At 62.0% G+C, this 21638-nt stretch carries 21 protein-coding genes; 8 read left to right on the top strand and 13 right to left on the bottom strand.

All coding sequences use genetic code 11. From position 1 onward, the window contains the following. Positions 1-85 precede the first annotated feature (85 nt). A complete protein-coding gene (locus tag G7068_RS07845) occupies positions 86-1474 on the top strand; it encodes a DUF1214 domain-containing protein (protein WP_166290860.1) in 1389 nt (462 codons plus the stop codon). A 3-nt stretch (positions 1475-1477) separates the two neighbouring features. Here G7068_RS07845 and G7068_RS07840 read toward each other — a convergent pair whose 3' ends face one another. Together G7068_RS07840 and G7068_RS07835 are read right to left on the bottom strand one after the other, a co-directional pair. Next, positions 1478-2359, bottom strand: a complete 882-nt coding sequence (locus G7068_RS07840; RefSeq protein ID WP_166290858.1) for a class II glutamine amidotransferase — start codon at positions 2357-2359, stop codon at positions 1478-1480. A gap of 83 nt (positions 2360-2442) precedes the next feature. Beyond that, positions 2443-2742, bottom strand: a complete 300-nt coding sequence (locus G7068_RS07835) for a helix-turn-helix domain-containing protein (protein ID WP_166290855.1) — start codon at positions 2740-2742, stop codon at positions 2443-2445. 130 nt (positions 2743-2872) lie between these two features. Between G7068_RS07835 and G7068_RS07830 the strand changes: the two genes are divergently transcribed. Beyond that, positions 2873-4108, top strand: a complete 1236-nt coding sequence (locus G7068_RS07830; RefSeq protein ID WP_166290853.1) for an MFS transporter — start codon at positions 2873-2875, stop codon at positions 4106-4108. A gap of 26 nt (positions 4109-4134) precedes the next feature. Here G7068_RS07830 and G7068_RS07825 read toward each other — a convergent pair whose 3' ends face one another. Together G7068_RS07825 and G7068_RS07820 are read right to left on the bottom strand one after the other, a co-directional pair. After that, complete coding sequence (locus tag G7068_RS07825) at positions 4135-5265, bottom strand: mannose-1-phosphate guanylyltransferase (protein ID WP_166290851.1); 1131 nt, start codon at positions 5263-5265, stop codon at positions 4135-4137. Between the two features lie 50 nt (positions 5266-5315). Further along, positions 5316-5996, bottom strand: a complete 681-nt coding sequence (locus G7068_RS07820) for a cyclase family protein (RefSeq protein ID WP_166290849.1) — start codon at positions 5994-5996, stop codon at positions 5316-5318. Positions 5997-6198: 202 nt separating this feature from the next. Between G7068_RS07820 and sdhC the strand changes: the two genes are divergently transcribed. The 5 genes from sdhC to G7068_RS07795 are packed head-to-tail and all read left to right on the top strand — an operon-like array spanning position 6199 to position 10748. Then, complete coding sequence (sdhC, locus tag G7068_RS07815; protein ID WP_166293062.1) at positions 6199-6603, top strand: succinate dehydrogenase, cytochrome b556 subunit; 405 nt, start codon at positions 6199-6201, stop codon at positions 6601-6603. Between the two features lie 18 nt (positions 6604-6621). Beyond that, positions 6622-7065 carry a succinate dehydrogenase hydrophobic membrane anchor subunit gene (locus tag G7068_RS07810; protein ID WP_166290847.1) on the top strand — a complete coding sequence of 148 codons (444 nt, stop codon included), beginning with the start codon at positions 6622-6624 and terminating at the stop codon, positions 7063-7065. 58 nt (positions 7066-7123) lie between these two features. Further along, positions 7124-8956 (top strand): succinate dehydrogenase flavoprotein subunit, encoded by a 1833-nt coding sequence (gene sdhA / locus G7068_RS07805; protein ID WP_166290845.1) that lies wholly within the window; start codon positions 7124-7126, stop codon positions 8954-8956. Between the two features lie 3 nt (positions 8957-8959). Then, entirely contained in the window at positions 8960-9727 is a 768-nt protein-coding gene (locus G7068_RS07800; RefSeq protein ID WP_166290843.1) for a succinate dehydrogenase iron-sulfur subunit, read from the top strand. Positions 9728-9764: 37 nt separating this feature from the next. Further along, positions 9765-10748: a YihY/virulence factor BrkB family protein gene (locus G7068_RS07795; RefSeq protein WP_166290841.1), complete on the top strand. Its 984-nt coding sequence runs from the start codon at positions 9765-9767 to the stop codon at positions 10746-10748. Here G7068_RS07795 and G7068_RS07790 read toward each other — a convergent pair. The 9 genes from G7068_RS07790 to G7068_RS07750 form a co-directional block, all read right to left on the bottom strand. Then, positions 10745-11326 (bottom strand): signal peptidase I, encoded by a 582-nt coding sequence (locus tag G7068_RS07790; RefSeq protein WP_244304783.1) that lies wholly within the window; start codon positions 11324-11326, stop codon positions 10745-10747. The genes G7068_RS07795 and G7068_RS07790 overlap by 4 nt on opposite strands. 41 nt (positions 11327-11367) lie before the next feature. Continuing rightward, the gene (locus tag G7068_RS07785) at positions 11368-12117 is read right to left on the bottom strand and encodes a hypothetical protein (protein ID WP_166290839.1); all 750 of its coding nucleotides are present in this window, start codon (positions 12115-12117) and stop codon (positions 11368-11370) included. Continuing rightward, positions 12110-13387 carry an RICIN domain-containing protein gene (locus G7068_RS07780; protein WP_166290837.1) on the bottom strand — a complete coding sequence of 426 codons (1278 nt, stop codon included), beginning with the start codon at positions 13385-13387 and terminating at the stop codon, positions 12110-12112. The genes G7068_RS07785 and G7068_RS07780 overlap by 8 nt, the downstream gene beginning before the upstream one ends. Before the next feature lie 11 nt (positions 13388-13398). After that, complete coding sequence (locus G7068_RS07775; protein WP_166290835.1) at positions 13399-14001, bottom strand: SipW-dependent-type signal peptide-containing protein; 603 nt, start codon at positions 13999-14001, stop codon at positions 13399-13401. An 82-nt stretch (positions 14002-14083) separates the two neighbouring features. Beyond that, on the bottom strand, positions 14084-14617 hold the full coding sequence (locus G7068_RS07770) for an alternate-type signal peptide domain-containing protein (RefSeq protein WP_166290833.1): 534 nt from the start codon (positions 14615-14617) through the stop codon (positions 14084-14086). 250 nt (positions 14618-14867) lie between these two features. Then, on the bottom strand, positions 14868-16073 hold the full coding sequence (locus G7068_RS07765; protein ID WP_166290831.1) for an RICIN domain-containing protein: 1206 nt from the start codon (positions 16071-16073) through the stop codon (positions 14868-14870). Further along, positions 16070-16681 (bottom strand): hypothetical protein, encoded by a 612-nt coding sequence (locus G7068_RS07760; protein ID WP_166290829.1) that lies wholly within the window; start codon positions 16679-16681, stop codon positions 16070-16072. The genes G7068_RS07765 and G7068_RS07760 overlap by 4 nt, the downstream gene beginning before the upstream one ends. Before the next feature lie 81 nt (positions 16682-16762). After that, complete coding sequence (locus tag G7068_RS07755) at positions 16763-17296, bottom strand: alternate-type signal peptide domain-containing protein (RefSeq protein ID WP_166290827.1); 534 nt, start codon at positions 17294-17296, stop codon at positions 16763-16765. 267 nt (positions 17297-17563) lie between these two features. Beyond that, entirely contained in the window at positions 17564-20134 is a 2571-nt protein-coding gene (locus tag G7068_RS07750) for a LuxR family transcriptional regulator (RefSeq protein ID WP_166290825.1), read from the bottom strand. Between the two features lie 161 nt (positions 20135-20295). Between G7068_RS07750 and G7068_RS07745 the strand changes: the two genes are divergently transcribed. Then, positions 20296-21594, top strand: a complete 1299-nt coding sequence (locus tag G7068_RS07745) for a thymidine phosphorylase (RefSeq protein WP_166290823.1) — start codon at positions 20296-20298, stop codon at positions 21592-21594. Positions 21595-21638 lie beyond the last annotated feature (44 nt).

Genomic DNA, 21638 nt, shown 5'->3' with positions numbered 1-21638 from the left:
CCGGAACGGGTGATCTGTTTTGTGAGGCGCTGTGGTGGGATCGAGATGGGTATTGGTCCTTATACAACTCAAACTGAGGAGCATCATGGGTGAACAAGCGAGTCTGACTCCTGAGGGATTTCCCGACGCGGATGCGGTGCGGGTCGCCTACGAGGCCTCTGATCTCGTGCGGGCAATTACCTGCTACAAGCACTTCTTCCCTGCGGTGTCGGGGATTGCGATCCTGCGAGGCAGCGAAAAGGTCGGGATCCTTCCCAACCGAGTCTTCGGCACCATGGATACACGACCGGCGCAGGTGGGGCTCACGCTCAATTCTGATACCCCGTATGCACCGGTGTTTCTGGATCTCGATCTCGGGCCGATGCTCGTTGATATTCCCGCGGGGCCAATCGTGGGCTCGATGCTGAACGTTGATCAGTCTTGGGTGACCGACGTCGGCATTCCCGGTGCCGACGCCGGTGCGGGAGGCCGGTACCTGGTGTTGCCGCGAGGAGTGCTGCACAAGGAGGTCGAGGGAGCGATCACGGTGCGCGCCGCGTCGAGGCACGTGCTGATTGGGCTGCGCGCTATTCCGGTCGACGGAGATGTCGACGCTGCACTTGAACTTCTGCGGGAAACGCGGGTCACGCCGCTTGATCCTGAAGCCTCGTGGCAAGAGCCGCGCTGGATCGAGCTGAGCGGGATTCCGCAAGACACCAGCCCCAACGGGGTACAGGGCACTCCGGCGTTTTGGGAGTACTTGCGCGACTATCTGACGATCGAGGGGACTACCGAAACTGACGCGCCGTATGTTGCTCAGCTCGCCGAGCTCGGTATCCGCGCTGGGCAACCCATGCCGCAGGATGAAGTGGTGCGTGCGGTGCTTGACCGCGCTGCTGTGGGGGCCGACGCACAGATGCGGGTGCAGTCACTCGCGGATCGCCGCGAGGATCGTGTTGCCTGGCCAGATCGCCAGTGGGAGTGGGTGAGCCTTCGCCCGGAGAACGCGTTATTTCAGCTCGACGGCCTGCTCGACGTTACCGCCCGCGAGACCTGGTTCTACCAGGCGATCGCCGCATCGCCGGCGATGTTCCGCAGGGTCGCGGGTGGCGGCTCTCTCTACTGGTTTAGCGCGCGGGACAGCTCGGGTGCATACCTGGATGGTGGCAAGGAGTACACGCTCGAGGTGCCACTACCCGTTCCGGGTAATCTGTTCTGGAGCATAACTGTGTACGACGCCCGCACGCGCAGCCAGATATTGACCGAGCAGGGTGAGGCCGCGTTGAGGTCGCTGTTCGAGCTGGATGATCATCTTGATGGCGAATCTGTCACGCTTCACTTCGGCCCGACCGCTCCCGCGAACGATGACGGCACCTGGATTCAAACGATTCCCGGTGTCGGGTGGTTTGTGTACTTCAGGATCTACGGTCCAACCGAGGCCGCGTTCGACGGCACCTGGCGGCCAAATGACTTTGAGTTGAAATCTAGAGACTGAAATCTATAAACCGAGATCGACCGGGGCGAAGAGTGGTGCGGCGCTTGGCTTGAACACCCCGATCGTGCGCGCGGGAATTTCATGCCAGGTTCGCCGGCTCCAGTGCAGTTCGAGCGGTTCGGAGACCACGAGTTGCGCATTGGCGGGGAGCGGCTCATTTGCTCCAGCCGCCGTGTGCAGTGTGGTTGGGCCAAAGGAGTGGAACAGCGAGGGAGCGTCGGCTTCGCTGGCGTCGTCGCTGATCCAACGCAGTGTGACCAACTGGGTGCCGTCTGACGCGCACATCGTTGCGCGAAACGGTTCGGTGACCCCGCGCTCGGCTCTCGCCCGCTCGACACGAGCGACCATACGGCTGAGGGCGGTGACCGGATCGGCCGCGAGGCCATAGCTCAGCGCGAGATAAAAACAGACCTCGGAGTCGCCGTTGCCCAGAATCGACGGGTACAGCTCCGGCAGCACATCGAAGGTGAGATCTCTCTTGAGCGCAGCAAACCCGTTGACCTCGCCGTTGTGCTGAAACATCCAACCGTCGTGCACAAAAGGGTGGCAGTTTTGCTCCGAGATCGTGCCGGTTGGCGCCGATCTGACGTGCGCCAGGAAACATCCCGATTCGATCTGTGCGGCGAGATGGCGCAGATTCTGGCTTCCCCACGCCGGTTCGATCTGACGATACTGGCCGAGCGCGCCCGCGCGGCCAGACCACGCGAGGCCAAAGCCGTCCCCGTTCGTCGGGAAGGCATGACGTCTGAACTGTGCGGATTCTTGGTCGTGCGGGAGAAAGAGATCGCGCGCGAGCAGACTCTGGTCAATCAGGGAGTGATTGGGCTTCACCAGCACGTCTTCGATGGGGATCGGAGCCCCGAGATACGCGATCCAACGGCACACTGTTTCCCCCTGACACATTGGTCACACCGCTTTGGGTTCAGGGTAGCCCTCGCCCAGGAGAGGGACAAGGGGTCTGTCGTGTGTCAGCCCTGTTCGCGACGCGCCTTAATGAGATCACGCACGGTGATCTGGTGGGCCCGCTTGCCGTAGTCGGAGGCGGTGATCCCGGTCAAAAATTGGCCAGGATCAACCTCGAGCGCGGTGGCCAGGCGCACCAGGGTCTCCGCGTTGGGGCTTGAAGCACCTCGCTCAATTCGCCCGATACTGGTCCAACCAATCTCAGAGAGTTCACCCAGATCCTCGAGCGAGATACCGAGTAGTTGCCTCACCTCTCGAATGCGGCGGCCGATTTCAACGGCGGCAGCAGAGTGGGTTTTAGGCATTGCACCAGATTGCTTGAACGGTCGCGCACTTGCCAGGGAGCAAAGAATCAGTTCATTTATGCCTAGATTGTGAATGTCCTTTTCTGAGAGTGCACCGGCTCGCTCGGCACCGCACTACTGTGGAAGTGTCATGGCAGCCGCAACCTCCGCCCTCTTCCTGAGGCTAGCCCCCAGCATTTATGGGCCCACAATACTGTTCACCCTGGGTGAGTACGCGATTCTGCCTCTTGTGCCCTCTCTTGCGGTTGCGCGGGGTGCAAGTCTTGGTCTTGCGGGTTTTATCGCGACGGCCGTGGTGGTGGGTCAACTCGTCGGCAATCTCCCTGCCAGCTGGGTGGTGTCGCGGGCGGGGGAGCGGGTGGCGATGCTGATCGCCTCGGGGGTTTCGTTGTTCGCGGCCGTGGGAATCGCCCTGGCCCCGAATCCTGCACTTCTTGGTGTCGCGGTTTTTGTGGTGGGGTTTGCCGCCGCCACTTTCGGGCTAGCGCGGCACTCGTTTATGACCACGCGGGTGCCCGTGAACTTTCGCGCCAGGGCCCTGTCACTCCTCGGTGGCTCTAACCGACTCGGGCGGTTCGCGGGGCCGTTCCTCGCAGCCGGAATTGTCGCGGCGACGGGATCGCCCGATGCGACGGTGTGGGCGTTCATTGTGTGCATTGGCCTCACGGCGCTGCTCGTTGGGTTCGCACCCGATCCCGAACGCATTGTGCCGCCGACTAACTCGGCAGCAACCTCGCCGGCAGCAGCGTCTGCCGAGTCGGGTGGCATTATTGCGGCGGTGCGCGAGGGGCACGCTCCGCTGTTTCGTGTCGGCAGTTGCGCCGCGATCCTGTCTGGCCTGCGGTCGGTGAAAGACGTTCTTCTTCCGCTGTGGGGCATCTCAATTGGAATGGACGCAGCGGGAATTGCCCTTGTGGTGGGCTTGTGTGGAGCGATCGACTTCGCGCTGTTTTACACGAGCGGTCAGGTCATGGACCGTTTCGGGCGGCTGTGGGCGGCATTGCCCTCGACGGCCGCGATGGCACTGAGTTTTCTTGCGCTCGCCCTCACCCACGATGTGCCCAACGCGGTGACCTGGCTGATTATCGGTGCGATTGTGGTCGGCATCGGTAATGGGCTCTCGAGCGGGATCGTGCTCACGCTTGGAGCGGACCTCGCCCCAGCGGGCAACCCCGCCCCGTTTCTTGCCGCCTGGCGAACCCTGGTCGATTTTGGCGGGGCGACCGCGCCACTCGCGGCCTCCGCTATCGCCGTAGCGTCACTCCCGGCAGCGATGGCCGCGAGCGGTGTGCTCGCCATTCTGGGTGTGGTCGGATTCGCGCGCTGGGTGCCGCGCTATGTTCCGCACCTGCGCAAGTCGAGGTGATGTTTTGGCGCTGTGGCGCCGCGGCGCTAGAGCAGGTGCCCGCCGCCAGAAACCTTCATGCGGTTGACCAGGCTCTTGACGTCTTGCGCGCGGCTCTTCGAAGTGACGAGCAGCACGTCAGCGGTGTCGACCACCACCACGTCTTCCATACCAACGAGGGCCACAAGGCGGTCGCTCTCTGAGACGACGATGCCGCTCGAGCCGTCTGACAGCACCTGGGCGCCGTCACCGAGCACCGCGAGGTCGCTGCCGCGGCCGCGAGTCAGCAGGTTCGCGACGCTGGCGAAGTCGCCCACGTCGTCCCAGTCAAAGTGGGCAGCTACACACACCATCTTGTTGGCGGCCGCTGCGGGCTCGGCAACCGTGTAGTCGATGGCAATCTTTGGCAGCACTGGCCAGAGTCGCTCGCGCACATCTGCGCTGCGCTCGGTGCCCCAGGCGGCTGCCATCTCGCGCAGCGAGCGCACCATGTCGGGCTCGGCGAGCGCCATCTGGTCGAGCAGCACCGATGCCTTCGCAATAAACATGCCGGCATTCCAGAGGTACCCGCCCGCCTCAACGTAGTCGCTCGCCTTCTCGGCGCTCGGCTTCTCCACGAACTCGGTGACCTCGTAGACGTCAAACGGTGCGAGATCGCCGCGGGCTGAACCGCAGGCAATGTATCCGAAGCCGGTTGCCGGGTGCGAGGGGTGGATCCCGATCGTTGCAATGTAGCCCTGGTCAGCCGCCTGCGCCGCCGTTGCGACCGCACGCTGGAAGAGCACGTCGCCGCGAATCACGTGGTCGGCGGCGAAAGAGCCGAGGATGGCGTCGGGATCGCGCAGCTCGAGGATCGCTGCCGCAAGGCCGATGGCGGCGGAGGAGTCTTTGGGCTCGCTCTCGGTCACGAGGTTTTCGGGAAGCAACTCGGGCAACTGCGCGGCGACAGAATCGCGGTGCGCGTTACCGGTGACCACCATGATGCGCTCGGGTGGTGCAACCGGCGCAAGCCGATCCCAGGTGGCTCGCAACAGGGAGTCGCCTGATCCGGTGAGATCGAGCAGAAACTTGGGGGCGTTCGCGCGCGAGAGGGGCCATAGCCGAGAGCCGACTCCGCCAGCGGGGATGACGCAGGTGAGTCGGTCGAGCGCGGAGGGGTGAGTAGTTGCCTTGGGCATGGGGCTAAGCCTAACGAGCGAGTATCTGGGGAGGCTGGATTGCCCGGTACTTATCCCGCCGTGGTCGGGACTTTTGCAAACGCGCGGACCGTAAATGTGCCGGTTCCAACAAACTTCGGCGGTACGGCAGTAAACAGGGATCCGCTCGACGGAAGTTGTTCAAGGCAGGTGAGGTGCTCAACGATATGAATTCCGTTCGCGAGAAACACGGAGTGGGCGGGACGCTCACCCTGTGACTCGGCCGACATATCGTCGATGTTGACGGAGTCGATCCCAACGAGGGTTACCTCTTGTGAAGCGAGGTAGTCGACCGCCTCGGCGGTGAGGAAGGGGGCAGGATCGCCATAACTCGGCGTTCCGAAGTGACGATCCCAGCCGGTGTGCAGCAGCACGGCCCGACCCCGCACGTCCCGATCGTGGAACACGCTGGCGGGAATGCCACGAAGAGCTGAGTCGGCGAGGTGAAACACCTCGGTTGGCAGGTCAACGAGGGTTGAGAGTTCGAGGTCGGCGAGATCTGCACCGTCTTCATAGCGGTGCCAAGCCGTGTCGAAGTACGTGCCGGTGTTGCCGGGAATGGAGAAGACATCCATTGAAAAATCGGTGCCCGGTGCGTATGAACCCTCACCCCGGCGCAAATGCGGCGTGAGAAATGGGGCGGGCACACCCGGCAGGGTGATGAGGCCCTCTCGCAGAGTGTGGCTGAGGTCTACGAAGCGGTGCTGGCTCATTTGAAAAGTGTATCCGGACACCTCGTGGTCGCAGTGTGCCAAGCCCGTGCCCGAATGGTGACATAATAGTGACGCAGTGGATTCTCAACCCCAGGTTTATGTGGGTGCAACGATGCCCGCACTCCGGTTGGATTTCGCGTTGTCAGCTGTCGATAAACAACTCGACGAAGCAGGACCAAGGAGGAAGCTCGTGTCAGGCCAAATGGCAGAGGTCGCACCGGCGGCGAAAAAGAAGAGTCGCCCGGGTGGCACGCTCTATCGTGGCAACGAGGGAATGTGGTCGTGGGTGTTGCACCGGATTACCGGCGTCGCCATCTTCTTCTTCTTGCTCGTACACGTGCTCGATACCGCGCTTATTCGCGTGAGCCCCGAGGCGTACAACGCCGTGATGAGCACCTACAAGACCCCGATCATGGGCCTTGGCGAGGCGGCTCTTGTCGCTGCGATTGTGTTCCACGCGTTCAACGGCATCAGGATCATCCTGGTTGACTACTGGCGCAAGGGTGCTCAGTACCAGCGAGTGATGTTCTGGATTGTGATCGTGGCATGGGTTATCACCATGGCTGGCTTCCTGCCGCGTCACCTGATGAACGTATTCGGTCACTAGGCGAGGGGCGAGAGAAACATGACTATGACGATTGAATCCCCGCGTTCACAGACGCCGGCTAAGAAGCGCACCAACTGGGAAAAGTGGGGCTGGGTGTACATGCGCGTCTCGGGCGTGCTGCTCGTGGTGCTGGTGTTCGGCCACCTGTTCTCGAACCTCATGATCGGTGACGGTGTTCACGCGATTGACTTCGGCTTTGTTGGCGGCAAGCTTTCAAACCCGTTCTGGATGGTGTGGGACACACTCCTGCTGTGGCTCGCTCTGATTCACGGCGCAAACGGCATGCGCACGATCGTGAACGACTACGTGTCGCGACCGGGTCTTGCCAAGGCATTTAAGGTGGCGCTTTTCCTTTCGGCGGCGCTGCTGATTCTGCTCGGCACCTTCGTGATCTACACGCTTGATCCCTGCCCCGCGGGAGCGGATCCCTCGCTCGTCGCGTCGTTCTGCTCGACGCGCTAGACCGCGGCCGAAGCGCTTCGCGATCCCGCTCCCCATTTGACTTGAAGATAGGACTCACGTGACCACCAACACCCACGAGGGCGAGGAAGTGACCGTCAAGGACGGCGTCACTTACCACCAGTTCGACGTTGTGATCGTCGGCGCCGGCGGCGCTGGCATGCGTGCCGCCATTGAGGCCGGCCCGAAGGCAAAGACCGCCGTTATTACCAAGCTGTACCCGACCCGCTCGCACACCGGTGCGGCGCAGGGTGGCATGGCCGCGGCGCTCGCAAACGTCGAGGACGACAACTGGGAGTGGCACACCTTCGACACCGTCAAGGGTGGCGACTACCTCGTTGACCAGGACGCGGCTGAGATTCTCGCGAAGGAGGCCATCGACGCGGTCATCGACCTCGAGAACATGGGCCTGCCCTTCAACCGCACGGCAGAGGGCAAGATCGACCAGCGCCGCTTCGGTGGTCACACGCGTGACCACGGCAAGGCTCCGGTTCGCCGCGCCTGCTACGCCGCTGACCGCACCGGCCACATGATTCTGCAGACGCTGTTCCAGAACTGCGTCAAGCTCGGCGTCAACTTCTTCAACGAGTACTACGTGCTCGACCTCGTGATGACCGAGGAGAACGGCAAGAAGCGCCCCTCCGGTGTTGTTGCTTACGAGCTCTCGACCGGTGAGCTGCACGTGTTCCAAGCGAAGTCGATCGTGTTCGCGACCGGCGGCTTCGGCAAGATCTTCAAGACGACGTCGAACGCACACACCCTCACCGGTGACGGCGTTGGCATCATCTGGCGCAAGGGCCTGCCCCTCGAAGACATGGAGTTCTACCAGTTCCACCCGACGGGCCTCGCTGGCCTCGGCATCCTGCTGACCGAGGGTGCCCGCGGTGAGGGCGCTATCTTGCGTAACGCGAGTGGCGAGCGCTTCATGGAGCGTTACGCGCCCACCATTAAGGATCTTGCTCCGCGTGACATCGTCGCCCGCTGCATGGTGCAGGAGGTGCTTGACGGCCGCGGCGCTGGCCCCCACAAGGACTACGTCTACCTCGACTGCACCCACCTCGGTGCAGAGGTGCTCGAGACCAAGCTCCCCGACATTACGGAGTTCGCGCGCACCTACCTCGGTGTCGATCCGGTCACCGAGCCCGTGCCCGTCTTCCCGACCGCGCACTACGCGATGGGCGGGATCCCGACCAACGTGCAGGGTGAGGTTCTGGCCGACAACGACACGATCGTGCCCGGCCTCTACGCCGCCGGCGAGTGCGCCTGCGTTTCGGTGCACGGCTCGAATCGCCTCGGCACCAACTCGCTGCTCGATATCAACGTCTTCGGCAAGCGCTCGGGTAACGGCGCGGCCGACTACGCGAACCAGGCCGACTTTGTGAAGCTGCCGTCTGATCCCGCGAAGGAAGTTCGCGAGCTGGTCGAGCACTTCCGTACCGGCACGGGCACCGAGCGCGTCGCAGACATCCGCAAGGAGCTGCAGGAGGCGATGGATCGCGGCGCTCAGGTGTTCCGCACCGAGGAGTCCCTCACCGAGGTGCTCGGTGTGATCCACGGCCTGCGTGAGCGCTACAAGAACGTTGGGGTGCAGGATCGCGGCAAGCGCTTCAACACCGACCTGCTTGAGGCGATCGAGCTCGGCTTCCTGCTCGACCTTGCAGAGGTGCTCGCCTACGCGGCGCGTAACCGCAAGGAGAGCCGTGGCGGCCACATGCGCGACGACTTCCCCAATCGTGATGATGAGAACTACATGCAGCACACGATGGCCTACCTCTCGGGCGACCCGCACTCCGCGGACCCCGAGGACCACATCCGGCTTGATTGGAAGCCGGTTGTGTTCACGAAGAACGACAAGGGCGAACTGAACTACCCGCCGATGGAGAGGAAGTACTAGGCCATGAGCACTGCTACCGCTGAAGCTGCCACCATTGTTGACTCGGACGCGCCCAAGCCGTTCACAGTCACCCTCCTGATCCGTCGCTACAACCCGGAATCGGAACGCGAAGCGTACTGGGAAGACTTCGACGTCGAGATGTACCCGACGGACCGTATCCTTGACGCCCTGCACCGCATCAAGTGGGACGTCGACGGCACACTCGCGTTCCGTCGCTCCTGCGCGCACGGCATCTGCGGATCCGACGCCATGCGCATCAACGGCCGCAACCGGCTCGCCTGCAAGACCCTGATTAAGGATCTTGACATCACGAAGCCGATCTACGTTGAGGCAATCAAGGGTCTGCCCCTTGAGAAGGACCTCATCGTTGACATGGAGCCGTTCTTCGCCTCCTACCGCGAGGTGCAGCCGTTCTTGGTGGCAAACACTCCCGCCGAGCCCGGCAAGGAGCGCATCCAAGACATCGCCGCTCGCGAGCGCTTCGACGACACCACCAAGTGCATCCTGTGCGCCGCGTGCACCTCGTCGTGCCCCGTGTTCTGGACCGATGGTCAGTACTTCGGCCCGGCCGCGATCGTCAACGCGCACCGCTTCATCTTCGATTCGCGCGACGACAACGCTCAGGTGCGTCTCGACATTCTGAACGACACCGAGGGTGTGTGGCGCTGCCGCACCACCTTCAACTGCACCGACGCGTGCCCGCGTGGCATTCAGGTGACAAAGGCTATTGCCGAGGTCAAGGCTGCGATCTTGAGTGGCAAGACCGCGTAACCTACGCAACTTGCGTGTGGGCCGCTAGCATTGCCACATGACGACGCCCCGAGTTTCCAAGCACCGGTCAGGTGAGGAGACCGGGGCGTCGCGCGTTTCCGAAGTCGTAGAGCGCGGCAAGGGATTCTGGGAGCGGGCGCAGCTTACGAGGCCCTACCGGGCGTTCTCGCACTTCACCGACGTTGGTGGCAATGTGCTGACGGGCGGTATGAGCTACCAGGCGCTCTTTGCGGTGTTCGCCGCGCTCTGGGTGGGCTTTGGTGTGCTTGGGATCGTGCTCGGTGGCAATCCAGAACTGCTGGACTCGCTCGTCACCCAGATCAACCTGCTCGTGCCAGGGCTTGTTGCGCAGAACGGTGAACCAGGCGCGATCTCGCTCGACGTGTTGCTGAAGAATCGTGTGCTCGACTGGACGAGTCTTGTTGCGGGTCTCACACTCGTGTGGGTTGCCATGAACTGGTTCACCGGAACGCGACGCTCGATCCGGCTCATCTTCGGGCTTGAGGTCAAGCAGTACCGCAACGCCCTGCTGCTGAAAGCGCGAGATCTCGTACTCGCCCTGGCGTTTTTTGTTGCCCTGCTCGTTTCGGCCGCACTTACCGTGCTGAGCTCAAACGTTGTAAATGGCTTTTTGTCGTGGCTGGGCGCAGATCCTGACGGCTGGTTCTTTGGAGGACTCGGAACGCTGCTGCGTTACGGTGCGATGTATGCGGTTGACGTGATCGTGCTGATTGCGATGCATCGTTTTCTCGCGGAGGTGCGGGTGCCGTTTTGGCCCCTCTTGCGCGGGTGCCTTCTCGGTGGTGCCGCACTGCTGGTGCTGAAGATTGTTGGCGCTGCCGCCCTTGGTGGTGCGTCAAGCAACCCCGTGCTCGCGACCTTCGCCGTGTTCATCGGTCTGCTGCTGTGGTTCAACTTCATTTGCCGCACGCTGCTGCTTACGGCCGCCTGGATCGCGGTCGGTCAGAACCCAGAGTTCGGGTTGCCGCCCGAAGACGCTGGAGTTGTGTTCGACGTTTAGCTCGATTGTTTGTTCTTGCGGCGCTCGACGATCCACGCAACGACCATGTACAGCGCGTACAAGAAGACAATACCGGCGACAACCGGGATCCAAATGGAAGAGGCACCCTCGCCGCGAAGCCCGGTCACCCATCCCAGATAGGGAATTGCGTACCAGAGCGCACCACGAATTTGCACCGGACGAACCTGCTCGGGATCCGCAGCCGCGTTATTGTCACCCTTGGTTGTGAAGCGTCGCTCGCCGTCTCCTGTCGCAGAGATCTCAACGATGCGATGAGTCACAACTTCAGGCCGACCCGATTTGAGCTGGTACGTGATCACGTCGCCAATCTTGAGGTCGGCCTCCGGTGTCGGCCGCACAACCAGGTAGGTGCCCGGCGGAAACGCGGGTTCCATCGAGTGCGTGAGCACGGTGTAGGTTTGGGATCCGGTTACTGTCGGAATGATGACCGCGGCAAACGCGAGCACAACGGTGATGGACAGCACCACCGCGCTGATGCCGCGCAGCACTCCGCGCAGAATCTTCTTACCCGTTGTGGGCGGGGCGCCCCGATCGTGTGTCTCGCTTGATTCAGTCACGATCCCCCCTCTTTCAGTTGTCAACGGTGATGTCTGAGGCACTACTGCTCCTCGCTGCGGCGTCTCCGTTTGAATGCAACGATAGCGAACCCGAGTGCTGCAAGAACAGCCCCCCAGCTCAGCAGAGTTCCGAGCTCGGTTCCGGTTGTTTCGAGCGCACCCGGCGATCCTGAGCCGCCCCCAGAGACACCCGTGGTCGGCGGTTTGGTCGAGCCGTCAGTTTCGTTTTCGTCTCCGGGCATTTCCGCGCACTTGGTATCGCCGACGCTGGTCAGCGGTAGGTCGGAGAGCATGACGCGCAGGTTGAAGTCGAGCTTTGCGCCCTGGCCTTGGGTGCCATTGAGGTTGCCGAGCGCGAGCTGCGAAGAAACTCGCACGTCTTTGCCCGCGCCGAGAAGCTGCCCCGCCTCAAGGGTCACGCAGCTACCCTTGGCTGGGAGCGGAAAGGCCGGGTTAGTGTCGGCGAGGCCCGCTGACAGTGTCAGCGCCGCGGCGAGGTTGGGATCCGAGACCGTTGCGTTTGTCGCCATGATGGTGAGGTAGGCCGGAGCCTTGCCGGCATTTCGAACCCAGAAACTCTCGTCCACGCTGGAGAGCGGGGTGAGGGCGACCGGACCGAAAAGCCCCGACATTGAGCGGGAGTAGCTGGCGCCGTCTGAGGAGAGCTCGATGACCTCGGGGGAGGTCTCCGCGTGCGCGGGGGCCTCAATCGAGTGGACTGCCCCCAGCGCCACCGCCGCGGCGGTGGCGCCGAGAGCGACGCGCTGGATGGTGCGTTTTCCGCTACGCATCTTGATCCTCCATTATTGCCTCAGCGGGGTCACGCCCCTCGGTGATGATCACATTGAGCGCAGGGTCGCTCGCGGGAACTTCGTCTAGGACCGGCGTCTCCGGCCCCTGTGATTCCTGTGGCTCCCGTGCCGTTTCAAGCTCTTCAAACTCATCTGACCCTTCCGGATCCTGAGCTCCCGTTGCTGTCTCAGGCTGCTTTTCGGTCCCCGCAGCCGGTTCCGTGAGTTCGGCCATGGTTGGAATTGCGACGTTGACCTTGCTGTAGACGAACTTCTGGACATTGAGATCGTCACAGATGGCGAGTGAGAGGTTTCCGAACGAGGGCGGTGCACTGACGCACAGGCCGGAGGCCAGGTTGACGATCTGGTAGGTCGTGGGTGAGGACTGTTGAATGGTCCAGGCCTGTTCTTTCAGTGCAGCGTTGGTCGTTTGCGCCACGAGGGAGGAGCCACTCGGCTGCAGACTCGTGCCGGCGGGACCCTTGGGGCGAATAGCAAACCCGTTCGTCACCGGCTTAAACGAGAACCACTGGTTGCCGTACATGACATCGGTGCTCGGGTGACAGGTGTACGTTCCGATGAGAGACCCTGCCGTAGCATTCACGCCGCCGGTGACATCGAAGCACCAGGACTGGCCCAGCGGTTTGAGGTTGTACCAATTGTCGACCGGAGTGACATTAGGGAAGATAGCTTTTGTCGCCAGCGTGGCAGAAGATTGAGCGGTGGTCTGGAAATTGCCGAGCGAGAGTGTCGCAGCAACGTTGATGTTCGCGGACACGGTGCCGGTCGAACTGCCAAGGTTGCCCGTTCGCATCGTGCGGAAGCAGTAGGTTTGGCTTTCCCCCGGTGCGAGATCCTTCGTTAACGTGGTGTTGACGGGCCACATAAGGAGAGTTGAGCCGCCGCCTATCTCTGCGTTAACAGGGCAGGCAGCGGCGTTGCTCACGGGCCACACCCATGAGGTGCCAAATACCTGTCCGGTAGAGGTTAGACGGGTGGAGGTCTTGGCCTTCTGCGTTGAGGCGGTTGTCGTGGTGTTGGTGACAGTGAACGGCATGGCGATGCCGTCGTCTGACAAGCGCATCGTCGCATTATTAAAACCGGTCACGCTTGCCGAGAGTTGAGCGGCTTTTACTACACCTCCGACCGTTACGTCGGGATCAGTTGCAGCGTGCGCGGTGGAGCCCGCGAGAACGCTGGCGAGAGAGAGCGCGGCAATCGCGGCACCCCTAACGAGGTGCCTGGTGAGGCTGGACGTTGTGCGGGTCATCGTTTCCTCTCCTACTTTCCGTAAATCGTCACGGCGAATGATGGGGTAATTTGTGTGCCCTGTTTTGCGGCAGCTACATTGCTTGAGAGCTCAACCTGGAGGCAGTACGTTTTGCTGGCGTTGGCACCGAGAACTTGACCGCTGAGAGCTGCGGGAGTCGTCGTGAGCACGTTTCCGGTGATGGGGCCTGGCGTACAGGTGCCCTGAGCGAGAGCGAAACGCAGATCGCCAGACGCCGATTGTGGCAGGTCGATAGCCGCGGCAAGGTCGTGGGGCCTTGAATCGAAGTTCTTGATGGTGAGGGGAGCGCCGATGACGTCTCCCGGAAGCATATTGGTCCATGTAGTAACAGGAAATGCAACGTCAGTGGTTCCCTCGGGCGCCGCTTGTGTACCGGTCGAAATAGAGAGATTAGCCTTGGAAGAGCCCACGGTGATGGAGGCCTCTGGAATGTCGGCGCTGTCGTTCCACAGGGCGAGTGTGCCCGAGGTCGAGCTCGCCGTGATAGCGGCGACTGCCGCGAGAAGCAACGCACCCGCGCCGATCATGATTTTTGCGGTGCGGGGAATATGGCGGCGTCGGCTGGTCGGCTTCTGGTGTTGCTGAGATGTCATCATTCCCCCTTTTAAAAGCGTGTGATTGTGTGATGGCACCGGTTGCGCCTCAGTGAGAGACGCAACCGGTGCCGAGTCGGAGCTAGGCTGCGACCTGGTTGAGCAGGAGCTGCAGGTCGCTCAGGTGAGCCTCCGCGCCCTGTGCGACGAGTCCGGTGACCACGTCTGCGGGGAAGTCGACCTTCACGGTGACCTTTGCGCTGATGGGATCGCCGCTGTTGGCATTCGCCGGGGAGACGCTGTAGGTAGCGTCATCGATAGCGGTGAGTGTGCCGCCGGTGACGTCGGAGACCGAGATGCTGTAATCAAGTGCTGCGAGCAGAGCCGCGTCGCCGGTCACTGAGCTCGGGTCAATCTTGAGCTCGGAAGCGAGGTTGTCACCCTGCGCCACGATCGAAACCTGCGTGGTGTAGGTGAAGGAGTCGCCCGGTACCCACAGCTCGGGGCTTGCGGACCATGATCCCGGTGTGGCGTCGAGCGTCAGTACACCCGAGCTGATCTCCTGTGAGGATCCGACATTAACCGTGTCGTTCCAGAGAGCTAGTGTGGTGCCGCCGCCGAGCAGAAGAGCGGTGCCGATGGCGGTTGCGATTGCACCCTTGGTGAGCTTGTTCATTGAGATTCCCCTATGTTTGTGTTGCGATATGAGTGTCGTAGTGCCGGGCTTAACCCGAGTGTCCGACTGATCCGTGTGCGGTGTAATCCGAAGACTTGCGACTTCACCGATCAGCGCGACAAGAAAAGCATCTCAAGCAGGGTGGGGGCGTGAACAGCCACGTAGACGCCACTTCCGTAGCAAACTACCTGTTTCTTAGGTAGTAATGTGACCGACCTCAGTAGTTCGAAACCTCCGTCGCTTCTGGGCCTCAGTAGTCAGACGTCGAAAGCTCGGATTCGATGCGTGCCTCAGTTGACTCTGGTCCAGCCTGTTCGGTCGTGTTTGCCTCTACGGAGTCCTCAACAAGCGGAGCCTCGGGGGTATTCTCAACCGGCTCGTTGCTGCCGGTGTCTGGTTTCTCAACATCGACCCTTGTTGGAATTGCGACATTGACCTTGGTGAGTGTGAACCGCTGTGACGTGAGATCGTCGCACACGGCAAGGGTGAGTTGGCCGACAGCGGTCGGAGCAGTGACGCACAAACCCGTTTCCATGTTCACCATCTGATACGTGGTCTCGTTGACTTGCTGCAGGAGCCACTGCTGGGCCGAGGTTTCAGCAGTGGTTCGTACCTCCACCGAGGTGCCCCTTGGCTGCATGCTCGTTCCAGACGGCCCGTTCGGGCGAATGGCGAGTGTCTTATTGCTTTGACTCAGCTGCTTGAAGGAGAACCACTGGTTGCCGTAAGCGGTCGTTTCTTGCGTGTGGCAGGTGTAGGTTCCGACAAGGGCACCGGAGGTGGCGTTAATGCCACCCGTCACGTCGAGGCAGCGGCTTTGTCCGAACGGCTTGACGCGGTACCAGTTATCAGCGGGAATCACACTGGGATAGATCGCCTTGGTGGTGATTCGGGCGGTCGACTGATTGCTCGCCTGGAAGTTGCCGAGGGAGAGTGTCGCTGCTGTCGTAATGTTCATCGCCATTGATCCTGATGCGTGAACGACGGTACCGGTCTGCATTGAGCGGACGCAGTAGGTCTGACTTTCTCCCGGGGCGAGACTGGTTGTGACGGTTCCTCCCGCAGGCCAGGGGAGAACGCTCGGCCCGGTGCCGATCGCCGCGTTTGTGGGGCACGCCGCGGCGTTGGCCACGGGCCAGACCCAGCCAACACCAAACGCCGAATTGTCGCTGCTGAATTTGACCGAGGTCGCGGCTTTCTGCGTTGAACTTGTTGCGGAGGTGTTGGTGACCGTGAACGGCATCGCGACAGAGCTGTCAGAATTTCGCATCGTTGCGTTTGGCGGGGTAGTTACCGCAACGGAGAGATTGCCCGCCGTGACAGAGCCGCTCGCTGTGACGGCGGGAACCAGGGCAGCGTATGCGGCCGATCCTGCAAGCACACCGGCTATGGAGAGTGTGATCGCAATTGCACCCTGGGTGAGGCGCTTTGTGAAATTGCGAGGTGAACGGGTCATGGTGTTCCTCCCGTGGTTCCCGAGAATGAAAGCGTGAAGTTGGGAACGACAGAGGTTCCCTGTTTTGTGGCGGCGACTGAGCTTGAAAGCTCGGATTGAAGGCAATATGTTCTACTGGCCCCGGGCGCGAGGTCCGCGTCGCCGAGGGGTGAGGGGGACGCACTCAAGACCGTGCCCGTGAGTGGTCCCGCCACGCAACCCCCCTCGCGGAGTGCGAAGCGCGCGTCCGTTTGGGCTGCGGAAGCGGTGTCGAGACTGGCCTGCAAAGAGACCGGCCCAGTGCCGCGGTTTGTGACGGTCACCGGTGTGCCGAGCACGTCACCCGGGAGCATCCTGGAGAAGGTCGAGGCCGGAAACTGCACGGCTGCCTGGCCTTTTGGCCCTGGCTGGTTGCCAGCTGCGATTGAGAGTTCGGCACTGCCGACCGTGATCGAGGCCTCGGGAATATCTGCGCCGTCGTTCCAAAGCGCGAGTGTGCCGGTTGTTGAACTTGCAATGATGGCAACGACTGTCGCGAGGATGAGGGCGCTGACGCCCGCCAAGATTGCTGCAGTGCGAGGAATGCGGCGCTGGATCCTGCCGTGTTTTGCGGATTTCCGTCGAGACATCATTCCTCCTTCTGAGGCGTATGGGTGTGTGACGGTGCCGGTTGCGCCTCGACCTGAGGCGCAACCGGCACCCGGATAGTGCTAGGCCGCGACCTGGTTGAGCAGGAGCTGCAGCTCGCTCAGCTGAGCTTCTGCCCCCTGAGCAACGAGCCCGGTGACGACGTCAGCCGGGAAGTCGACCTTTACGGTGACCGTTGCCGTAATGGGAGTGCCGCTGTTCGGGTCGTCCGGGTTGACGCTGTAGACCGCGTCGCTGATGGGAGTGAGCGTGCCACCGGTGACTTCATCGACGGTAATGCTGTAGTCGAGTGCCGCGAGCAGTGCGGCGTCACCGGTCACTGAGCTCGGATCGATCTTGAGCTCGGAGGCGAGATTATCGCCCTGGGCGACGATGGATACGCCCGTTGTGTAGGTGAAGGAGTCGCCGGGTACCCAGAGGTTGGGGCTGGACGACCAGACTCCGTCGGATGCGTCGAGGGTCAAGACGCCCGAGCTGATCTCTTGTGAGGAGCCGACGTTGACTGCGTCGTTCCAGAGGGCGAGTGTGGTGCCGCCGCCGAGCAGAAGAGCGGTGCCGATGCCGGTTGCGATTGCACCCTTAGTGAGCTTATTCATGAAGATTCCCCTATGTGTGTTGCGAAGTGAGTGTCATAACTGTCGGGCTTATCCCGATACGTTCGCTCGACCTGAGTGACCAGTGATGTGAAACACTGGGATCGAATCGATCAGAGCGACAAGTAAAAGCATGACAACGTGAACCCACATAGGTATGGCTCTCTACCCCAATCCACGTACTAGGGGGTGGGGTATTTACGTGCGGCTAGGTGCCCTCTACGTGCAAGAGGTACGTGCAAAACCGGTGAAGTCAGTGGTGAACTGTCATCAGTCGAACTCGAGGGAAGACCCCAAGCGTTCCTTCAGATCGTGACGACTCTTCACCCCAACCTTGCGCATAACCCGATGCACATGGCTCTCAACCGTGCGGACTGAAACGACGAGTTTTGCGGCGATCTGCTGATTGGTCATGCCCTCAAGAACAAGCGCAACGGTCTCACGTTCACGATCGGTGAGCTTCACGGCGGCTGTCTTGAGGTGTGCCGTGTCGAACTGCGAATCGCTGAACGTGCTGGCAAGGTGGGCGCCGTGTTCAAGCGCGGCGTGGGCCTCTTCGTTGCGACCGAGGTGCTGAAGCTTCTTGACGGCCGTCTCAACCGCGTTCAGCGCGAGGCCAGGTCGCCCCGTTGTGGCGAGGGCGGAGGCGGAGTCGAGCAGCGCTTCGGGATCTTCCGTGTGTGTCGCATCGAGGTAGTCGAGGTGCGCACTAAAGTATGTGCCGTCCACTTCAGTGGCGAGCTTTCGTACACGAGCGCTCTCTTCAGGGGAATACTCGAGGTCAAGCGCAGCAGTCTCGGCGAAGAGGGATGCAACGCGGAAACCGCGTTGCCACTGGTCCAAGGATTCGGCGCGCAGAATCTGCACGGCCTCGGTGATTTGCCCCGCAAACGCAAGCAGGTGGCCCTGCAGCCAGGCCGGGGACTGCCCCGGATAGGGGCCCGGGCCCGACCCGAGCGCAAGTGCCTCTCGTGCGTACGCCTCTCCCATTTCTTGGCGGCCGCGGCGCACTGCGAGCACGCCCGCGAGGTTGAGGATCGAGATGCGATTCACTCGGACGAACGGTGCGTGCGCGCCGGCTGAGAGGATCGTGGCGAGGATGCCGCTTGCCTGTTCGTAATCGCCCTGGCCAACCAGCGCGAGCGCGGCTACGTATCCGTGTTGGCAGGCGGCAGCAAGGTCGAGGGCAACGCGCGCTTCGTCGTACGCTCGCAGCGACCAGGTGAGCGAATCCGCGTGCCGCCCGTCGCCGAGCAGCGCAAGGCCGTACTGCGCTGACGGGATGTATGCGGTTCCCTGTTCTGTGTTGGGGTGCCTCTCAAAGATCTTGATTGAATCTTCGAAGCGCCCCGCCGCGTTCAATACAAACATCTGGGCCTCAACTACGCGGGCGACAACCCATTCCGAGACGCCGTCCGTGCCCTCGAAAAGCTCGTGGAAGTCGGCGGGCACGTCACGCATGCTCGTTTCGAGGAGCACGGCGGTTGCGCTCGTAACCCTGGAGTACTTGGGGTGCTTTCGCCCGGTTTTCTTCAGAGCTGAAAGACCCGCATCGAGGTCTCCTTTGTAGATCCCGATCCACATGGCGTGCGTAATCGCGAACGCAACCGCGGTCTGCTCTCCAGAGTCTTCCTCTTGTGCGGCATCGAAGACCCCTGACACCTGAGACCCCGGGTCGTTGAGCGCAAGAAGCGCAAGCACATATGCCAGGGCTGTCTCTTGGCTCGGGTTGCTATCCCACTCGGCTTTTGTGACGAGCCAACGTGCTCCGAGTTGCTCGTTTGAGAGTCGCGCGAAGTGCGCGTCCGCCTGCGACTGTTGCTCGCTCGACGCGAGCAGGCTCGGATTTTGAAAGGTGTTCGGGATCGCCTCGCCTCCGAGATGCGATGAAACGTGGGCGCGAAGGCGCCGGCGCCGCGCCGACATGGGGAGGTGCCGGAAATAGTCGACAAGAAGCGGCGGCTGCACCGTGGCCAGCTCACTTCCCTGTGTCGCGTAAAAGCTGAGGTAGGAGCGCTCCTCAAGCGTTTCGACAGTGCTCCAGTCGATGAGTTCTTCGAGAGTGCTGCTGTCGACGGTGCCAATCATGGAGAGCATCTCAAGCGCGTCGACATCGTTGGCATCGAGCGGCTCAAGATACCCCTCAACGAGCCCGGCGATGCCATCACTCCACAGGTCTTGCACCGCGGTCCAGACCCCGTCGATGTTGCGCATGCGACTCTCACGCACGGCCGCATCGGCAATCGCGACGGCTAGCCCGATCACCCCGTTTGTCTTGCGGAATATTGCCCCGGTCGAGGCGAGATCCAGTGGTGCCCCGAGCCGCGCCATGAGTACCTGCTCAAGCTCGTCGAAACGAAGTTGGGGGAGCGACACCACAAACGAAGCGTCTGCCGAAGAACCGGCGAGACCGGTCGGGGTGAAGCTGCTGGTGGTGCCGGTGAGGCGGGTCATAACAACCGAGCACCCGGTGGTGCGTCGAGTGTGGTCGATGATGCCCCACGAGGCCTCATCGATGTCGTTCCAGTCATCGATCACGATAGCGGTTTTCGGGCGTGACGCGAGATGGCGCAATCCCTCGCTGAACTTTCCAAGTGTGGTTGTTGCCGCCGAGGCGGAGTCCTCTTGTATGTTCGCGAGTTGAAGGGCGGTGAGCGGGTTTGAACTCAGGGAGACAATGCCCTGCACGGAAACCACGTTCCAGCCTTGCTCTTCGAGCTTGCGGCTGAGCTCGGCGAGAAAAGTGGTGCGCCCACTCAAGCGGACACCAACAACGTTGACGCTCTCCCCGTTGATGACCAGATCAATCGCCGTGCGGAGTTCTCGACTTCGACCGATCATCGTGTGCCCCCTCGCCCATGTGCCCGCGGCAAGCCGGAGCAACCGATGCGTCCAGTACGCCTCTTATGATGAAAGGTTAGCAATCTGGCTGTGTACTTCATAGGTGAATTTTGGGGCTTGACGAGAGGGGTGTCCCTTGCCTGCTCATCTAGAGTGGGCGTATGAGTGAGCGCGCGCCAGTGGAACCGTACGATGTTGTTGACCTCATTACCCAGAAGAGGTTCGCCAGGCAGCTCAGTCGGCCTGAAATCGAGTGGCTCGTCGATGCGTATGTGCGGGGAGCCGTCGCCCCCGAACAGATGAGCGCACTGCTGATGGCCGTGGTTATTCAGGGCATGGAGCGTGGTGAGATCCAAGCGCTCACTGCCGCAATGATTGCGAGCGGCGAACGCATGAGCTTCGCGGGGATGGGTCGTCCCACGATCGACAAACACTCGACGGGTGGTGTTGGCGACAAAATCACCCTTCCCCTGGTGCCGCTGATGGCATCTCTTGGGGTGGCAGTGCCTCAGCTTTCGGGGCGTGGGCTCGGGCACACCGGTGGCACACTCGACAAACTCGAATCGATTCCGGGATGGCGCGCCCTGCTCAGCAACGAAGAGATGGAACGGGTGTTGCGTGAGGTCGGCGGTGTGATTTGCGCGGCAGGATCGGGGCTGGCCCCCGCGGATCGCGCGATGTACGCCCTGCGCGACGTGACCGGAACGGTCGCCTCCGTCCCCCTGATTGCCTCGTCGATCATGAGCAAGAAGATCGCCGAGGGTGCTGATGGGCTTGTGCTTGATGTGAAGTTTGGCTCGGGGGCGTTTCTCGCGTCGATGGAAGACGCCCGTGAGCTGGCCGAAACCATGGTGCGACTCGGTCAAGATTCAGGCATGCGCACCGTCGCGCTGCTGACAGACATGGACACTCCGCTCGGTCGCGCCGTAGGCAACGCCAATGAGGTGCGTGAATCGGTCGAGGTGCTCGCGGGTGGTGGGCCCCGAGATGTGGTCGAGCTGACGCTCGGGCTTGCGCGCACAATGCTTGAGCTCGCGGGGTTTGAGGATGTGGATCCCGAGCCCGCGCTTGCGAACGGTGCCGCAATGGACGCCTGGCAGCGCATGATCCGCGCGCAGGGCGGCGACCCTGATGCCCCTCTGCCTGTTGCACGTGAAACGGAAACCGTGCGGGCCGCGGCCGACGGGATCGTGCAGCGCGTTGACGCCCGCGACGTCGGAGTCGCCGCCTGGCGCCTGGGTGCTGGCCGTGCGCGACCGGGGGACGCGGTCGATCACGCGGCGGGTGTTGAGGTTCTGGTGAAGCCGGGGGATCGGGTTCGCGCTGGTGATCCGCTGTTCGTTGCGGCCTGCGATAATCCGGCACGCATGGAGCGGGGGCTGTCGCTGCTCGCGGAGGCGGTGGAGTTGGGGGCTGAGCAGCCGCCGCACCGCCCACTGATTGCTGGGCGGGTCGCCTAGGCTTCCGGGGTTTGATGAGCGGCCAGGTTTCCGACGAGCGACCC

Origin of the sequence: Leucobacter viscericola, from assembly GCF_011299575.1 — a bacterium.
In the GTDB taxonomy this organism is placed as follows: Bacteria; Actinomycetota; Actinomycetes; order Actinomycetales; family Microbacteriaceae; genus Leucobacter; species Leucobacter viscericola.
This window is presented reverse-complemented; position numbering and strand designations above follow the sequence as displayed.

What these genes read in the sequence shown, in the direction of transcription:
- G7068_RS07825 (WP_166290851.1), bottom strand. Translation starts at nt 5,265, where the DNA reads ATGCCCAAGGCAACTACTCACCCCTCCGCGCTCGACCGACTCACCTGC.
- G7068_RS07765 (WP_166290831.1), bottom strand. Translation starts at nt 16,073, where the DNA reads ATGACCCGTTCACCTCGCAATTTCACAAAGCGCCTCACCCAGGGTGCA.
- G7068_RS07780 (WP_166290837.1), bottom strand. Translation starts at nt 13,387, where the DNA reads ATGACCCGCACAACGTCCAGCCTCACCAGGCACCTCGTTAGGGGTGCC.
- G7068_RS07750 (WP_166290825.1), bottom strand. Translation starts at nt 20,134, where the DNA reads ATGATCGGTCGAAGTCGAGAACTCCGCACGGCGATTGATCTGGTCATC.
- G7068_RS07795 (WP_166290841.1), top strand. Translation starts at nt 9,765, where the DNA reads ATGACGACGCCCCGAGTTTCCAAGCACCGGTCAGGTGAGGAGACCGGG.
- G7068_RS07785 (WP_166290839.1), bottom strand. Translation starts at nt 12,117, where the DNA reads ATGCGTAGCGGAAAACGCACCATCCAGCGCGTCGCTCTCGGCGCCACC.
- G7068_RS07760 (WP_166290829.1), bottom strand. Translation starts at nt 16,681, where the DNA reads ATGTCTCGACGGAAATCCGCAAAACACGGCAGGATCCAGCGCCGCATT.
- G7068_RS07800 (WP_166290843.1), top strand. Translation starts at nt 8,960, where the DNA reads ATGAGCACTGCTACCGCTGAAGCTGCCACCATTGTTGACTCGGACGCG.
- G7068_RS07745 (WP_166290823.1), top strand. Translation starts at nt 20,296, where the DNA reads ATGAGTGAGCGCGCGCCAGTGGAACCGTACGATGTTGTTGACCTCATT.
- G7068_RS07820 (WP_166290849.1), bottom strand. Translation starts at nt 5,996, where the DNA reads ATGAGCCAGCACCGCTTCGTAGACCTCAGCCACACTCTGCGAGAGGGC.
- G7068_RS07845 (WP_166290860.1), top strand. Translation starts at nt 86, where the DNA reads ATGGGTGAACAAGCGAGTCTGACTCCTGAGGGATTTCCCGACGCGGAT.
- G7068_RS07755 (WP_166290827.1), bottom strand. Translation starts at nt 17,296, where the DNA reads ATGAATAAGCTCACTAAGGGTGCAATCGCAACCGGCATCGGCACCGCT.
- G7068_RS07775 (WP_166290835.1), bottom strand. Translation starts at nt 14,001, where the DNA reads ATGACATCTCAGCAACACCAGAAGCCGACCAGCCGACGCCGCCATATT.
- sdhC (WP_166293062.1), top strand. Translation starts at nt 6,199, where the DNA reads ATGGCAGAGGTCGCACCGGCGGCGAAAAAGAAGAGTCGCCCGGGTGGC.
- G7068_RS07810 (WP_166290847.1), top strand. Translation starts at nt 6,622, where the DNA reads ATGACTATGACGATTGAATCCCCGCGTTCACAGACGCCGGCTAAGAAG.
- G7068_RS07770 (WP_166290833.1), bottom strand. Translation starts at nt 14,617, where the DNA reads ATGAACAAGCTCACCAAGGGTGCAATCGCAACCGCCATCGGCACCGCT.
- G7068_RS07830 (WP_166290853.1), top strand. Translation starts at nt 2,873, where the DNA reads ATGGCAGCCGCAACCTCCGCCCTCTTCCTGAGGCTAGCCCCCAGCATT.
- G7068_RS07835 (WP_166290855.1), bottom strand. Translation starts at nt 2,742, where the DNA reads ATGCCTAAAACCCACTCTGCTGCCGCCGTTGAAATCGGCCGCCGCATT.